Annotated in this window: 15 protein-coding genes and 2 pseudogenes; 3 read left to right on the top strand and 14 right to left on the bottom strand. The window is 41.5% G+C overall.

All coding sequences use genetic code 11. The features are described from left to right. Positions 1-24: 24 nt before the first annotated feature. The 5 genes and pseudogenes from PCY16_RS01105 to rlmD form a co-directional block, all read right to left on the bottom strand. Positions 25-642 carry a TetR/AcrR family transcriptional regulator gene (locus PCY16_RS01105; RefSeq protein ID WP_002890483.1) on the bottom strand — a complete coding sequence of 206 codons (618 nt, stop codon included), beginning with the start codon at positions 640-642 and terminating at the stop codon, positions 25-27. A gap of 135 nt (positions 643-777) precedes the next feature. Beyond that, a pseudogene (locus tag PCY16_RS01100) lies at positions 778-1,908 on the bottom strand (IS3 family transposase). Positions 1,909-2,207: 299 nt separating this feature from the next. Further along, positions 2,208-2,828, bottom strand: a complete 621-nt coding sequence (locus tag PCY16_RS01095) for a class I SAM-dependent methyltransferase (RefSeq protein ID WP_002890480.1) — start codon at positions 2,826-2,828, stop codon at positions 2,208-2,210. A 150-nt stretch (positions 2,829-2,978) separates the two neighbouring features. Further along, positions 2,979-3,305: pseudogene (locus PCY16_RS01090) on the bottom strand (23S rRNA (uracil-5-)-methyltransferase RumA); the annotation flags it as partial. 60 nt (positions 3,306-3,365) lie between these two features. Further along, positions 3,366-4,724 carry a 23S rRNA (uracil(1939)-C(5))-methyltransferase RlmD gene (gene rlmD, locus PCY16_RS01085; RefSeq protein ID WP_195413823.1) on the bottom strand — a complete coding sequence of 453 codons (1,359 nt, stop codon included), beginning with the start codon at positions 4,722-4,724 and terminating at the stop codon, positions 3,366-3,368. A gap of 212 nt (positions 4,725-4,936) precedes the next feature. On the opposite strand from rlmD, the gene PCY16_RS01080 reads away from it, so the two are divergent. Genes PCY16_RS01080 through PCY16_RS01070 form a run of 3 tightly spaced genes read left to right on the top strand, consistent with a single transcriptional unit; the run spans position 4,937 to position 7,545 of the window. Then, positions 4,937-5,485, top strand: coding sequence for a carboxymuconolactone decarboxylase family protein (locus PCY16_RS01080; protein WP_037611439.1), 549 nt, complete (start codon positions 4,937-4,939; stop codon positions 5,483-5,485). A gap of 40 nt (positions 5,486-5,525) precedes the next feature. Continuing rightward, entirely contained in the window at positions 5,526-6,590 is a 1,065-nt protein-coding gene (locus PCY16_RS01075) for an acyl-CoA dehydrogenase family protein (protein WP_195413824.1), read from the top strand. A 16-nt stretch (positions 6,591-6,606) separates the two neighbouring features. Then, complete coding sequence (locus tag PCY16_RS01070) at positions 6,607-7,545, top strand: ethanolamine utilization protein EutJ (RefSeq protein WP_195413825.1); 939 nt, start codon at positions 6,607-6,609, stop codon at positions 7,543-7,545. Positions 7,546-7,560: 15 nt separating this feature from the next. Here the strand turns inward: PCY16_RS01070 and PCY16_RS01065 are convergent, their stop codons facing one another. The 9 genes from PCY16_RS01065 to aroB form a co-directional block, all read right to left on the bottom strand. After that, the gene (locus tag PCY16_RS01065) at positions 7,561-8,982 is read right to left on the bottom strand and encodes an LCP family protein (RefSeq protein ID WP_179969331.1); all 1,422 of its coding nucleotides are present in this window, start codon (positions 8,980-8,982) and stop codon (positions 7,561-7,563) included. Positions 8,983-8,993: 11 nt separating this feature from the next. Further along, positions 8,994-9,818: a prephenate dehydratase gene (gene pheA, locus PCY16_RS01060; RefSeq protein WP_179969330.1), complete on the bottom strand. Its 825-nt coding sequence runs from the start codon at positions 9,816-9,818 to the stop codon at positions 8,994-8,996. Then, positions 9,809-10,300, bottom strand: coding sequence for a shikimate kinase (locus PCY16_RS01055; protein WP_014634149.1), 492 nt, complete (start codon positions 10,298-10,300; stop codon positions 9,809-9,811). The genes pheA and PCY16_RS01055 overlap by 10 nt, the downstream gene beginning before the upstream one ends. After that, complete coding sequence (gene aroA / locus PCY16_RS01050; RefSeq protein ID WP_195413826.1) at positions 10,293-11,576, bottom strand: 3-phosphoshikimate 1-carboxyvinyltransferase; 1,284 nt, start codon at positions 11,574-11,576, stop codon at positions 10,293-10,295. The genes PCY16_RS01055 and aroA overlap by 8 nt, the downstream gene beginning before the upstream one ends. An 80-nt stretch (positions 11,577-11,656) precedes the next feature. Beyond that, positions 11,657-12,607: an L-lactate dehydrogenase gene (locus tag PCY16_RS01045; protein ID WP_004182914.1), complete on the bottom strand. Its 951-nt coding sequence runs from the start codon at positions 12,605-12,607 to the stop codon at positions 11,657-11,659. 88 nt (positions 12,608-12,695) lie between these two features. Next, positions 12,696-13,034, bottom strand: a complete 339-nt coding sequence (locus tag PCY16_RS01040; protein WP_002890462.1) for a YlbF/YmcA family competence regulator — start codon at positions 13,032-13,034, stop codon at positions 12,696-12,698. A 9-nt stretch (positions 13,035-13,043) separates the two neighbouring features. Next, complete coding sequence (locus tag PCY16_RS01035) at positions 13,044-14,150, bottom strand: prephenate dehydrogenase (protein ID WP_195413827.1); 1,107 nt, start codon at positions 14,148-14,150, stop codon at positions 13,044-13,046. 29 nt (positions 14,151-14,179) lie between these two features. Continuing rightward, positions 14,180-15,346 carry a chorismate synthase gene (gene aroC, locus PCY16_RS01030; RefSeq protein WP_003094323.1) on the bottom strand — a complete coding sequence of 389 codons (1,167 nt, stop codon included), beginning with the start codon at positions 15,344-15,346 and terminating at the stop codon, positions 14,180-14,182. Beyond that, a complete protein-coding gene (gene aroB, locus PCY16_RS01025) occupies positions 15,347-16,414 on the bottom strand; it encodes a 3-dehydroquinate synthase (protein WP_195413828.1) in 1,068 nt (355 codons plus the stop codon). Positions 16,415-16,423: the final 9 nt, after the last annotated feature.

Raw genomic sequence — 16,423 nt, 5'->3', positions numbered from 1 at the left:
CTCTTTACAAACATTCTATTTTTTTTAATTGCTAAAGAGTCCTTTTGTATTTAGATTTTGTTCCAGCATTATCTTAAATGCATTCAAGTAATCTTTGACAGGTTCTTTCTTTGAAGTTTTTATACCTATGTTATTTGAAACAAAAACATAGGCTGTCATCAGAAATTCTGCTGTTTCTGATGGATATTTTACAGAAAATACTTTTTCTGAGATGCCTTGATTTATTATCCTCTCAAAATATATAGTCAGTTTTTCAATGAGCTTATGGGATAACTTATCTAACATATAACGATTCTCTTCAAGATCAACCGTCTTTTGTAACTCAGTTCCCTCCGCTGAAACGTTATCTGTAGAGATTATTGTGGCATCTATAAAGGCTCTTATTTTTTCAATAGCAGTTTTATCCTCATCATAGACAATCACATGAATATCTCTCAGTAATTTCTCTGAATAACGTTCAACAAGACAATATAGAATATCTTCTTTATTCTTAAAATGATAATATAACAAACCTCGTGATATATTTACTTTATCAACTATATCCTGAGTTGTTGTGTTCGTATATCCTTTCTCCATAAAGAGGAGCATAGCAGCATCCATAATCTCTGCCCGTCGAATTTCCGGATCTTTTACATCTCGCATTTTATCCCTCCTGATTATAAGTTATACTACTTTACTGACAAACTGTCAATTAAAAAATTATAGTTTTGAAACCAGTAAAAAAGCCCTGTCACCAAGGGGCACTGCACCCCAATAATGGGACAAGAGAAAAACCTCTTATGCGACTAGTTTTCTGTACTCTACAGGAGACTGGTCATTTAATTTCTGTTGAATTCTAGTTTCATTATAAAATATGATGTAATTTTTAACAATATCTGTTATACTATCTTTAGTTAGGTTTCTCCACTTATGGAGATAGAAGGGTTTCAGACTTGAGAACAGAATGGAACCATTCGATACAGGCATTATCTGCTGGTGTTCCTTTTCGGGACATGGAGCGGGTGATGCCTTTTTCTGTACAAGCCTGATAGTAGGCTTTTGAGGTGTAGACAGAGCCCTGGTCGCTGTGTAAAAGTGCTCCTTGAGGTAGCTCAAGTTGATTAAGTGTGTCGAGCACGAAGTCCGTATCTTGGCACTCGGAGATGGTATAAGCTACAATTTCACGATTATAGAGATCCATGATCGAAGATAGATAAAGTCTACAGTTTTCAAAATAGAGGTAGGTGATGTCTGTGACAAGTTTCTCCATAGGCTTGTCTGCCTGGAAATCACGATCCATCTTATTGTCTGTTACATGGTAAGGCTTCCCTAATTTAGGTCCCTTCTTGGGACGAACACGGCAAAGGCAGCCCTTTTCCTTCATGATGCGATAGACTTTCTTGCGATTAACGACGAGCTTATACACTTTTTTGAGCAAGCGAGTAATAGTTCGATAGCCGTAAATAAAGTGATTTTTCATACAGAGTTGTTCGATTTTATCTGCTATTTCATCTCTTTTCTGAGAATTCTTACACTCCTGTTTCCAGCGGTAAAAGGTTGAGCGTTTGACGCCGAAACATTCTAAAATAATCGATACAGGGAACGTTTTCTTATACTCTTCCACTAGCTTGATAAGACTTACTTTGTCGATTCTCTTACCAAGCTCTGATACTTTTTTAGTAATTCTACCTGCAAACGTAACTGTTCTACTTTGGATAACTGTTTCATCCCTTTACCATAAGTATATTGTTTCCCCACAGGTTGGTGGAAACGGTACAATTCATCATTCTGATACCATTGCCACCAAGTCTTGACCTGACTAACATTTTTGATGCCGAGGGTGTCCATGATAACTTTATTTGATTTACCTGCCTTCTTCATTTCGATACAGGCTAGCTTAGTTTCTACTGAATATGCTTTTTTGACCATAACAAAACACTCCTGTTTCTAGTTTACCAGATTTCAACAGGAGTGTTTTCTTTTGTCTCATTTTATGGGTGCAGTGCCCAATTTTCTTCAGTCTTTTTCTTTTACTAGAAAAAGAGAAAAACTCTTAAGAATAGCGCTAAAACAGCATTCCTAAGAGTTTTCGCTAAGTGGTACCCAACCGACAAAATGACAATTTTTCTATTCCTAGTAGGGTTTGTCTACGTTCTGAGACGATAGTTTTTCTATCGCCTTTGGTTACCATTTTGATGAAATTTTTTAAATCATAAGAATAGAATCTGTTAAGCCACTTTTTGAGCAATCATCACACCAATCGGTGCAAGACCTCCATGTGCCAATTTCATTTCAACTACTGAAAATCCATATTCTTTAATAAAATCTTCAAATTCCTTTTTATCCCATTCTTGATACATCTTAAATCCTAAAATAGACATCAAACTTTTTATCATTTTTCTTTGTTTTCCCTCTTTCCATAGAAAAGTGGGGGCGAACAAAGTCCCATTAGGTTTTAACACCCTATATATTTCTTTCATCGCCTCATCCGGTTTAGGCATAATATGAAGTGCATTAGCAATTAACACACAATCAAATTTTTCATGCGAATAGGATAATGCTACTGCATCGGCTGTTTCAAATGTAAGATTTTCGTATTCCCCACGCTTTTTAGCTTCCTTAATCATTTGTTCGGAAAAATCTGTGCCAATCCAACTTTTCGTATGCTTTGAAAGATTAAACGATAATTGTCCTGAGCCACAAGCAAGTTCAAGCACCTCCATGTCTTTATTCAAATGAGGACGAATGTATTCGCAAACTTTATCATATACTCCTTTGTCTTTTTTCATGAAAGGAGCATATAGCTTAGCAAATTTATCCCAAAATTTTTTATTGCTTTTATCAATCATTTCAACGCTCCTTTAAATATAAAAATGATCCTATCAATCTTTATATTGAGCCTATTTTCTCATTGATACCTTGCAAGAAAGGAATAATAGCTGTTCCTATACCAAGTAGGAATGTCATAAATGCAGAAAGTCATATGCTGTCATTCTTTTCTATTCAATCATTTTGAAGTGTCTCAAGGCATCCATGATAGCTTCTTCTTTTTCAGGTGTACACTGTGGAATAATTTGTTTCTCCTTTTTAGACTTGTTGTAATGTTCTCGTAATTCTATTCCACATTTCCTTTTTATCTGTGCAATATATAATGTCGGAACTTATAATTCAAATTTATTCCAAACATATTCTTTGATTTGAGCATATGTTGCCTTACTTTCAGCACTGGTCAAATCAAGCTCATCCAGCTCAATTTCAACGTCTATATGCTTATCGACATCGAGTTTGGACAAAAGTGATACTGCCTCAACATGATGCGTCTGTGGGAGTTCAAAGCTCCAGTGGAGCTTTGAAGCATCTCGCCTTGAAATGTAAAAGCGAGATGTTTAACTGCGTTTTACCAATAAACTCACACACTCTACATGATGCGTTTGCGGAAAAAGATCCACTGGCTGTACTTTTTTCAATTCATAGCCCAATTCTTGATAGCGTTTGATATCACGCGCCATGGTTGCTGGGTTACATGAGACGTAGGTAATCTTCTCAGATTGCATGGCGACGCTGGCTTTGATGAAGCTTTCTGTCAAGCCCTTGCGTGGTGGGTCCACAATGATAATATCTGGTTTGATGCCATCCTTGCTCCACTTGGCCATGGTATTTTCAGCTGAGTCAGCCACATAGTGGGCATTTGTAATGCCGTTGCGTTCTGCATTTTTCTTGGCATCTTCGACGGCTGTTTCGATGACTTCAACGCCGTAGACTTCCTTGACCTGTTTTGCAAATGACAAACCGATTGTCCCGATTCCTGAATAGGCATCAATTACAATGCTGTCGCTGTTTAGATCTGAGAAGTCAATGGCTGTTTGATAGAGTTTTTCAGCCATCTCGGTGTTAACCTGATAGAAAGACTGGGCAGATATCTCATAGTCATTGCCCAACATACTGTCTGTGATAGTGTCTTGGCCATAAAGGGTGCGGAACTCCTTGCCAAAGATGGCGTTAGTGTTCTTATCGTTGATGTTTTGGATGATAGAAACAACATTTGGGAAGGCTTCCGTAATCTTAGCAATGACTTGGTCAATACGGAAAATTTTTGGTCTAGTCGTTACAAAGACCAGCATCATCTGACCTGAATAGTGGCCACGACGAACCACCAAATGACGAATTAACCCTGTCTGCTCCTTCTCATCATAAGGTTTGAGGTCATAGCGGCGAAGAAGATCACGGACAAAGACAATGAGTTTATCAATTTCCTTGTCTTGGATGAGGAAATCTTCAATTGGAATCAAGTCGTGAGAATTCTTGCGGTAGAAACCTGTTTCAAGCTGACCTTTAACACGGCGAACGGGCACTTGCGCCTTATTACGGTAGGCGTAAGGCGTCTCCATCCCCAATGTTTCAGCGACCTCTACGTCTGAGATACCTGCTGTCTTATAGAGGTTGTCCACAACTTGTTTACGCTTGAACTTGAGCTGCTCCTCGTAGGTCATATGGCCAAAATCAGCAATCCCTGAACGGAGGTAGGTCGCATCAATATCCTGATTACGATTTGGTGAAAGGGTCACATAATCCTCAACCTTACCAAAGCCGATATTTTTCTTGAGCTTAAGCACGCGCATCTTGATGACTTCACCTGGAAGGGCATTATCCACGAAAAAGACAAAGCCGTCCACCTTGGCAACACCTGCTCCTTCATGTGTCAAATCGACAATTTCAACTTCTACAATAGCGTTTTTATTTAACATAATTCAACTTTCTTTACTTTTATGGGGCTTAAACATACCTTCAAAAGCCTTTTACTACCCTCCATTATAGCACATATAAATTAAATTTATGGCTGGCCATAAATAATATAGATTTTTCAGAAAAGTCATACAGTGCTATCATAGGTCCATGACAAAAAATTAAACGACTCAGCAACTTGCTAGATGTCGTTTCTATCTAAAGGAGAATAATCATGCCAGATATTACCATTCATACAATCGAAACTGCACCAGAAGAAGTCAAAGACGTCCTTCAAACAGTCAAAGATGCCAATGGGGGATACATTCCAAACTTGATTGGTCTCCTTGCTAATGCGCCAACTGCGCTTGAAACTTACCGTACTGTCGGTGAAATCAACCGTCGCAATTCATTGACACCAACTGAACGTGAGGTTGTTCAAATTACAGCTGCTGTTACTAATGGATGTGCCTTCTGTGTGGCAGGTCACACAGCCTTTTCAATCAAGCAAATCCAAATGACACCTCAACTTTTGGAAGCCCTTCGTAACCGTACACCAATCGAAGACGATCCAAAACTTGATACCCTTGCGAAATTCACTATTGCCGTGATTAATACCAAAGGTGCTGTTGGTGACGAAGCCTACAATGACTTCTTGGAAGCTGGTTATACTGCTCAAAATGCCCTTGACGTTATCTTGGGTGTCAGCCTTGCTAGCTTGTGTAACTACGCTAACAATCTCGCACAAACACCGATTAACCCTGAACTTCAAGAATACGCTTAATGTAAAGATAAACTGATAAACTAGAGGAGGACCTAAGCCTATGTCATATTTTTCAAAAGAATTCCTTACTTGGTTAGACACCAATGCTGATCTCATCGACCAAGAATCTGGTCCAATTGCAGACCAGCTTCTTGAAAAAATCGCTGAAAACAATGTCTTTAAAATCGGCGTACCTGCTGAGTTTGATGGTCTAGGTGGTGGACCTACTCAAGTTGTTGATGTGCTTAATGAATTGGCACAACATTCTTTGACAGCTTCTTTCATTTCTTGGGGGCACCGTACCTTCATCGACTATATCCTAGCCAGTGACAATGCTTACCCTCGTGAAACCTGGTTGAAAGAATTATATACGGGTGAGCGTGCAGGTGGAACTGGTTTGTCAAATGCGGTCAAATTCTTGTCTGAAATTGAAGAATTGAATGTGACCCTCAGCCAAGAAGGTGATGACTACTATCTTGATGGTCGTTTGCCTTGGGTGACTAACCTACGTTCTGATAAATTCGCTGCTCTTTTTGCTGCTGACTTTAAAGATGGTAGCCAACCTTGGATTATCACCATTCCATCTGAAGCTGAGGGCCTCAGCCGTTCTGAAGATTTGGAATTTGTTTCCCTTCAAGGTGCTAACACTGCCTCTCTTACTTTTGATCACGTTAAGTTAGATCCTAATTGGGTCCTTTCAAAAGAAGGTACAGACTATATTGCCAAAACACGTCCGAACTTCCTTGGCTTCCAGTTTGGTCTTGCCTTTGGTTTGGCACAACGTTCTCTTGATGAGGTTGAAGCTAGTCTAAACAGTAACCGTAGCGTTCTTCGTGAGGAATTTGAAGCAACACGTGGAAATCTTCTTGCTATTCAAGACCAACTCTTTGCGGGTCTTAATGATGCTAATTATTTCATTGAAAAACCACGTGAACTTTTCCAATTGCGTATCGATATTGTCGACGTCGTAGCCAACAGCCTGCTCCTCGAACTTCAGGCTAGTGGTGGTCGTGGCTATTTGAAAGAATCAGAGTCAAGCTTTATCCGTCGTTGGAATGAAGGCGTCTTCCTTCCAATTGTATCTCCGAGTGCGGTACAGCTTCGTCACATTCTTGCAGCTAGCTAGAAAGGCTGGTAGACCAATGAAGGTATTTTTTAAGAAAATTCCCTTGGCCCTATCTAGTCTAGTTCTTGCCCTCTTTAGTTTATCCAATCAAATAAACCACTATGCCCTGATTGCTCAGGGCATTTGGTTTCTGGCAAGTATAGGTTTTATGCTTATACTAGGACGCTTGATTCTTGGCTTTGAACAAGTAAGGGAAGATTTGCACAATCCAGTCATTGCTTCGGCCTTTGCTAGCTACTTTATGGCTGCCTTTCTCTTTGCCAGCCGTCTTCCACTAGCTCAAATAGGCTTAAGTGTGACTTGGGTTGGGATCCTTGGACTTTATATTGCCTATATTATTTTTTTCAGTCTGCGTTTTATGCGCCCACTATCTTTGAACCAAGTCTTTCCAAGCTGGTTCGTGATCTACGTTGGACCTGCTATCAGTCTTGTGACAGTACCAGCTAGTGTTCCAACTAGCATCAAGGGACTTATTCTGGGAGTAACGGCATTAGCGACTCTAGCCCTCTTTCCACTTGTTTTGTGGAGAATGAGACAGATAGTCATCCCTCACCTCTATCGACCTATACTTGCTATTTTAGCAGCACCTCTGGCCCTTCTCATTACCAGCTCAATCAAAAGTAATCAAAGACCTGCAACTATTATTTTACTTGCCCTACTCTTATTCTCGCAAGCATTCTTTTTCTATGCTCTTGATCTCTTCGTAAAACTGGTTAGAAAAGGCTTTATGCCACTTTTTGCAGCTTTTAGCTTTCCCTTGGTCAATAGTGTCAATGCTTTTAAGGCAGCCACTACCAGTCTTGGACTAGTCTATCCAGCTACCCAATTGGTTTATAAGGTAGAGTTCGCCTTCGTTCTTGTCATCATGACCTATTTGCTCTATCATTTTCTAAAACTCTTATACAAGGCGCTTATACAAGCTCTTAATACCAAAAAACAAGCAGGTTCAGTGTGAACCTGCTTTGTTTTCTTATCTAAATCCTAGTTCTTTTAATTTTGACTGATAGTTATCAAAATCAATTTCAATCCCTTGACCGCCATACAAATCATAACTGTCAATCCAATCACCATCCGAAGGAATGGTTTGCGAATTAATCCCTTTTTTGAAACTACCAGCATTTGAAAGTCCCAAATCCAACATATCAGTCATACTCATATTGGTTGAGGTCAGTGAGTAAACCTTCCCCAAAGCCTCAGGTCCATTGAAGAGATTAAGTGGATTCTTAAGCTGCTTCATAACAGCCTGCATCACTTGTTGCTGGCGCTTGGTACGGCCATAATCTCCCTCGTCATCCTTACGGAAACGAGCATAATTCAGTAGGGTGCGACCATCCATATCCTGCTTACCAACTTTAATGGTTTGATTTGGCACATGACCATTCTTGTCCATCTTCAAATCATCTGGGACTTGTACTGATGACACTTTTTTACCATCAATGGTCGCAAACTTCGCATTGATTTCCACACCATTCGGGAAGAGGGTATCGACCCCTGTCGCAAAGGTTTCAAAGTCAACCATGGCATAGTACTTAATATCAATGTCAAAGTTTCGTTTGAGGGTCTCACGCATGAGTTCTGCCCCTTGATGATTATTTTGCTCACCAATATTGAAAGCCGTATTAAGTTTCAAGTCTTGAGAATAGTCGGTTTCTGAAGCCCCCTTGATATTGACCAAGGTATCTCGCATAAAGCTAACCATCTTAATCTTACCTTCTTTATTGCCCACATTGACAACCATGATGGAGTCCGTTCTGGCATCGGTAGAGTCTTGGCTAACTCGCTGGTCAGAACCTAGAATAAGGATATTAACCCCATCCTTGGTATCCTTACCATTAAAGGTCTCAACTACGGCAGGCTGATAGGATTTACCATTATTACCTGCAGCAGAAAGGTCTGTTCCCTTGTAAAATTGATAGGCCATGGCTATCACTAAGAACACAACTCCAAGACTCAAGCAACTAAGCACCAGCTTAACAACTTTCTTGAGCCTTCTCTTTTTCTTTGGTCGCTTCTTCTTGGCTACTTGCGACTTGGACCTTGGAGCCGACGTTGCTGAAGGAGTTGCTTGTCTTTGAACCTTTTTACGTTTAGGTTTACTTTGAGCGACTTCCTCCCGATAGACGGGCAAACCTTCCTCAGTTAGCTGATTGACAGACTCATAATCACGTTCTTGATAGTAGTCAGAACGATTGTCATAAGGCTGGCGCCATGCTGCTTGATAGTCCTCTCTTTGCGCTTGATACCGCCGCTCAGCTTCATAGGCATCCAACTTTCCTTGAAGATAATTGAATTCTGAGGCCTGCTGTCCATTCAGGTGAGCAAGATTTTTTAAAAGATAGCTGTAACGTAACCGTTCATGATGCGTAAACGGTCCATTGTTAGATTTGGTCATAAGATTTCCCTTTAAATTTCATAGACTTGGTAAGCACCCAAGATTTTATATCCAATTCCAACTGCAGTCAGCTCTTCAAGAGCGAACTGAGCCAACTTTTCCTTTGTATAATCACAATCAATAATAAAGAAATACTCGCCAAGTACCGTCTTCAAAGGACGACTTTCTATCTTGGTCAAGTCAATGCCTCGCCAGGCAAAGGTCGATAAGGCCTTGTAAAGTGCCCCTGGCATATTGTCAGGCAGAGTCAAGGCCAGCGTTAATTTGCAATCAATCTGATTGAGCGGAATCTCAGGAACGGTGTTCCCCAACACCCAAAAGCGGGTATAATTCTTTTCAATCTCCTGAATATCCTTAGCCAAGATTTGAAGACCGTATTCCTTAGCAGCTGCATGCGGAGCGATAGCCGCATATGGCTGATCTAGATTATCAGCGACAAAACGCGCTGCAAAGGCTGTACTGGCTGTTGTCTCAATCTTGGCATGTGGAAAATGCTGTTTAATATACTTTTTCCCTTGGGCAATAGCCTGTGGGTGTGAGAAGATTTTCTCAATTTGCTCATGATGTTTCGTCGCCATCAACTGCTGCTTGATGGGCTGAACAATCTCTGCCACAGCACGAATATCGGCCTGATGGAAGAGATAGTCTAAACTCTCATGAACAGAGCCCTCAATGGAATTTTCCACCGGAATGACCGCATAATCCACACGTCCCTCTTCATAAGACTTGATAACCTCGGTAATGGTACCTAGAGAAACCAATTCTGCCTTAGGAAAAGCCTTTAAAGCTGCATTATGCGTAAACGACCCACTAGGGCCCAAATAACCTACATACATTTGATAAACCTTGCTACTTCTTCTGGCGTTCGGTTATCAACTGTGACAACCAAATCTGCTAAATCTTGATAGAGTGCCATTCGACCGTCATAAATAGCCTTAAAATCCTCTTTGGAATGATTGAGAAAAAGTGGACGCTGATTCTTGGTATCCTTTTCAATGCGATCATAGACCACATCGAAAGAAGCATGGAGCCAAACGTTATGCTTACGATTTTTCGCCAAGAGCTGACGATTGCGCTCCGTCACAACGACACCACCTCCAGTAGAGATGATGACGTCATCTCCCTCTTGAAGGAGTTCCTCCAAAGTCTCAGACTCAATCTGACGAAAGGCTGCTTCACCTTCTTTTGCAAAAAAATCAGCAATGGACATGCCGATTTTCTCCTCGATGACCTGATCCATATCCACGAAACGACCATCCAGGTATGGGGCGACGGAACTCTTACCAACTCCCATAAAGCCCAATAAAACCTTAGCCATGGAGCAATCCTTCCAAGTCACTAAAGAAACTTGGGTAACTTGTATTGATAGCTTCCGCACGTTGCAAGTCAACCTCACCATCTTGAACCAAAAGGGCAGCAATAGCTGTCATCATACCAATACGGTGGTCACCCAAGGTATTAACCTCTGCCCCATGAAGAACCGTCTTACCAGTGATAATCATACCATCCTCAGTTGGTACAATATCAGCACCCATAGCATTCAAGGCATCCGCTACCACCTGAATACGGTCAGTCTCTTTGACCTTAAGTTCTTCAGCATCACGAATCACAGTCTTACCTTGGGCTTGTGTCGCCAAGAGTGTGATAATTGGAAGTTCATCAATCAAACGTGGAATGATATCTCCACCAATTTCAGTTCCTTTAAGTTCTGAAGTTTCAACCGTAATTGTCGCAGATTTAGCAACCTGGTCAATATCTGAAAGGGTAATCTTACCACCCATGTCTTTGATCACATCAATGATACCCGTACGCGTCTCATTGATACCAACATTTTCCAAGACAATCTTAGAGTTAGGTACCACAAGTCCTGCTACCAACCAAAAGGCAGCTGAAGAAATGTCACCTGGGACCACAACTTCTTGAGCAGTGAAAGTTTGGCCACCAGAAATACGAATTTCCTTGCCATCTACCTGAAGCTGACCACCAAACTGCTGAATCATATCTTCCGTATGATTACGTGTTTTTTCCTTCTCGATGATAACAGATTCGCCATCAGCTTGAAGAGCTGCAAAAATAAGGGCAGATTTAACCTGAGCAGAGGCCACAGGCAATTGGTAATGAATAGGGTTAAGAGACTTGCTACCATGCATTTTCAAAGGTGGCAAATCGCGATCCGTCTGACCTGATACCTCTACACCCATCTGACGCAAGGGAATGGTCACACGGTCCATAGGGCGTTTTGAAAGGGAATCATCCCCAAACATCTCTACATCGAAATCTTGACCAGCGAGCACACCTGAAATCAAGCGAATGGATGTTCCAGAGTTACCCATGTCCAATTTGTTTTGAGGAGCCTTGAGACCATCAAAACCAACACCGTGAATGCGAATCACATCACCATCATCCTCGATAGTCACACCCAAATCACGAAAGACCTGCATGGTTGAGAGGACATCCTCACCTCGTAAAATATCACGAACAGTTGTCACACCTTTAGCAAGACTTCCGAACATAATCGAACGGTGACTGATTGACTTGTCACCAGGGATACGCAAGCTGCCATGAAGACCTTGTGCCTTGGTTTCTAGTTTCATAGGTTACTCCTGAAAAATTTATAGTTGCTCTCATTATACCATAATTTAAAGCCCAACCATAGACTGAATTGTCAAAATATTCACTCTCTAGTATTAGTATACTTTTCTCTTAGAAAGGCAACTGCCTCTTGAACACGGTTCCGAATTAAGTTAGCAGACTCCTCCAAGAGACGATTTTCCTCAGCCGACAAAGACAAGTGAACAGGAGCAACCACCCCTTGACGTCCTAAAATAACTGGATAGCCAAGGTAGGTCTGATAGGCTGCTTGATAGCTAGATACCGCCACTTCTTCTTGAGCATCCGAAAGGATAATAGATACCAAACGAAGAGCCGCACTGGCAATGCCATAAGAAGTATAGCCCTTACCATAAAAGACCTTGTGGCCACCCTTCATAGAAGCCATAAAAAGATTTTGACGCTCTTCTTCACTGGTCAATGCTGTAATATCTTGACCTTTGACCTTGACTTGACTCCAGGCTGTAAATTGGGAATTCCCATGTTCGCCAAGATTGTAGCCGGATACTGATTTTGGATTGACTGATAAATCATCTCCTACCGCTGCCTTCATTCTAGCTGTATCAAGTAGAGTCCCTGTCCCAATCACACGTTCTCTTGGCCAACCTGTGAACTCTTGATAGAGGGCTGATACGGCATCTACAGGGTTTGAGATAACCAAGAGTATACCTTTAAAATCCAATTTTTTGAGTTCCTGAGAAACCTGATAAACAGCTTCTCGGGTAAATGGAAATTCAGCAAAACGGTCCTCACCGGCATTATGCTGTAACTGAATATTTCCAAGGGATGAAATAATCACATCAGCATCTTCAAGTGCTGCATAATCATTAACCACGATGTTGGCATAGCTAGGCAGATTGGCCATAGCATCTTTAAAATCCTGGGCATCCGCCTCAGCCTTTTTCTCATTGATATCTATAAAGACATAACTATCAGCCAAACCTTGAGCAATAGCTCCATGAGCTACCGCAGCTCCAACATTTCCCATACCAATAATTCCAATTTTACGAGCCATCATTTTCCTCCTTAATATTTGATCTTCATTCTTAGACAATCTCTTTTGAATGCAGAAAAGGGCCTGTCAACTGACACACCCTCTCTGATTAGCTATTCAATTCTTGCAAAGGTTTGAAGATGATACGTTCAATATCATTCAAATAAACAGACAAGCCTTGTTGTGCAGCCAAGTATTCTTTCAAAAGGGCATTAGCTTCCACTTTTTGCCCCAATTCTTGAACAGCTGCTTGTTCTTCTGCTGTTGGCATTGTACCAGCTTGCATTTTAGCATAGAAATCCTCTTGGAAATCAGTGAACTCTTTGAAAAGAGCACTAGCCTCAGCATCAGCTGCGATAGCTTCTTTTTTCTCTACCAAAGTTTTGTACTCAGGAAGGGCACGAATGCCACGTTCCAACTCATTTGCTAAATCATAAATATTTGTCATTTTATTCTCCTAGGCGATCACCACATGATAGTCTGTATTGGCTTCAATAACAGTCTTAGCATGTGAACGATCTTTTTCATTTTTAAAAGTAATTTGAAGGATACCATGAATATCCTCGCGATTTTCTTCATTGATACGAAGGTTAACCAAAGACGTTCCTCGCAACAATTCCATAATGCTAAGGATAACGTCCTCACGGTCAGGCACATCCACGAAAATATCGAAGGCACTTTCCACGCCACCCTTTTTGTGAATTTCCATCTCTTTACGCTTCTTACGACCATTGTCAAAGAACTCCCAAATGGCATTCTCATCCTCAGCCTTAATCAAGTCAGCCACATGGTCCAAACGTTTTTTGAAATCTTCAATACGATCCAAAACAGCAGGCCCATTAGTCATGAGAATGGAAGCCCACATACCCGGTTCACTCTCAGCAATACGGGTCATATCTCGGAATCCCCCAGCCGCAAAGTGATTAGTCATCTCGTGAGCCTGAGCATAATCAGCAGCCTGCTCCATAAGACCTGATGCCAACAGGTGTGGAAAATGACTGATTTGACTGGTTACACGGTCGTGTTCAGCCGCATCAATCTCCACAAAACGTGACTTAAGCCCAGACAAGATGTCCTTAAGCTCTGGGATTGTTGTCTCTCTTGTCAGACTTGTCGGTGTGAAAATATAATAGGCATTCTCAAAAAGCGTCACGTCGGCTGCAATAGCCCCTGATTTATGGGAACCAGCCATAGGGTGGGAACCTACAAACTGAACATTTTTACCTGTTAGGTAACGTTCAGCTGCCTCAACGATATCCAACTTAGTAGACCCTGCGTCTGTGATGATGACATTATCTTTGAGATCCAAGTCAGCCAATTCCTGCAAGTAGGCCACAGTTTGCTTAATTGGCACTGCAAGGATAATCACATCAGCAAGTGGGGTAAACTCTTTGAAATCACTGGTTGCACGGTCAACGATACCACGCTCAAGCGCAATATTTCGAGAATAGTCAGAGCGATTATATCCAAGAATCTCATAATCAGGGTGGTCTCTTTTAATCCCTAAAGCCAAGGAACCACCAATTAAGCCCAATCCTGCGATATAAATTGTTTTCTTACTCATTACTACTCCCATCTATTGTCTGATGCTGCTTAAAAGTTTTTCACATAGTCACGATGACGTGCTACCGCTTCTTTCAATTCTTCCATGTTATCGGAAGAGAATTTGTCCAAGATTTCATTAGCTACGACTGTAGCAACTACGGATTCCATAACAACACCTGCTGCCGGCAAGGCTGTTGGATCTGAACGCTCAACTGTTGCCTTGTAAGGTTCGTGTGTTTCGATATCTACTGACATCAGAGGCTTGTAAAGGGTTGGAATGGGTTTCATAACCCCACGCACCACAATCGGTTGTCCATTAGTCATACCACCTTCGAAACCACCAAGATTGTTAGTACGACGCGTATAACCATCCTCTTCATTCCAGAGAATCTCGTCCATCACTTGAGAGCCCTTGAGGTAGCCATCCTTGAAACCAAGGCCAAATTCTACACCCTTGAAGGCATTAATAGACACAACTGCTTGAGCAATCTTAGCATCAAGTTTTGTATCCCATTGCACATAAGAACCAAGACCAACAGGAACGCCACCAACGACAGTTTCAACGACACCACCGATTGTGTCCCCTTCTTTTTTGATTTGGTCAATGTAGTCTTTAATCTCTTGTTCACGCTCTTGGTTAACGACTGAAATCTCTGATTGTTGAGCCAATTCCTTGATTTGAGCCACCGTCAAATTCTCAGGCACGTCAATTTCCTTACCACCAAAGACAACAACATGGTTAGCAATTTCAATATCGAGCTCAGCCAAGATACGTTTAGCGACAGCACCCACTGCCACACGCATAGTTGTTTCACGCGCACTAGAACGCTCCAAGGAATTACGCAAATCATCAAAACGGTATTTCATACCACCAACCAAGTCAGCATGTCCTGGACGTGGGTGAGTGATTTTACGTTTGGTTTTCAAACGGTCTTCAATGTCTTCCACAGCCATGATGTCCAACCATTTTTGATGGTCCTTATTGATAACATGAAGGGTGATTGGAGCCCCTGTTGTTTTCCCATGACGCACACCAGAAGTGATTTCAACCTTATCAGACTCAATTTTCATACGGCCACCACGACCATAACCACCTTGGCGGCGTTTCAAATCACCATTGATATCTTCAGCCGTCAAGGGAAGACCAGCTGGAACACCTTCGATAATTGCTGTTAAACGTGGGCCATGAGACTCACCTGCTGTTAAATATCTCATTTATTTCTCCAAGTACTCTTTCATTTCAACTAAAGGAATCTGATTGATAGCTGCCTTACCAATCTCTGGAACGATAACTGTCTTAATGCTATTACCACGGGCTTTCTTGTCATGTGTTAGGGCTGTATAGAGCTCTTCAACACGCCATGGCTCATAGTCTACTGGCAAGCCAAATTTGACACACATCTCAGCGATTTGACGTGTGATCCCCTGAGGCATTAGACCTTTTTCCTCAGCAACTCGTGAAATTTGAACCATTCCGATAGCTACCGCTTCACCGTGCATGACTTTTCCGTAACCAGCTGTTTGTTCAACGGCATGCCCAATCGTATGACCAAAGTTTAGGTACATACGGACACCACCTTCAAACTCATCTTCAACCACAATTTTACGCTTAACGTTACATGAACGGTAAATAATGTTTTCTGAGTTTTCTAGGATACTGTGAACCGAACCATCAATGCTTTCAAGGAGGTGCCAAAGTTCAGGATCGTCAATCAAACCGTATTTGACAACCTCACCCATACCTTCGATCAATTCACGTTTACCAAGTGTCTCAAGGACATTAGGATCAATTAAAACCCCTTCAGGCTGAGCAAAAGTTCCCACGATATTTTTAGCAAATGGTGTGTTCACACCGGTCTTACCACCAATAGACGAATCCACTTGGGCAGTGAGACTAGTTGGAACCTGAACGAAGTGAATGCCACGCATATAAGTTGAAGCGACAAAGCCTGCTAAGTCTCCAACAACGCCACCACCAAGAGCAACAATGCCATCACTACGAGTCATGCCATTCTTAATCAAAAACTCATAAGCCTTGTTAACAGTCTTAAGATTTTTACTCGCTTCACCTTCTAGGAAATCAAAAACGACAACCTCAAAACCTTCGTGCTCCAGGCTAAGCTTAACTTTTTCTGCATATAGAGCTCCCACATGATTGTCTGTGATAAGAGCAATCTTTTGTGGTTCCCAAAGTGACTTCACCCATTGACCGACAGTCTTAAGGGCTCCTTTTTCAATAATAATGTCATAAGGGTTATGTGTTAAATTTACCTCTAGTTTCATCGTCGTCCC

Source organism: Streptococcus sp. SS4 (assembly GCF_030440125.1).
In the GTDB taxonomy this organism is placed as follows: domain Bacteria; phylum Bacillota; class Bacilli; order Lactobacillales; family Streptococcaceae; genus Streptococcus.
This window is presented reverse-complemented; position numbering and strand designations above follow the sequence as displayed.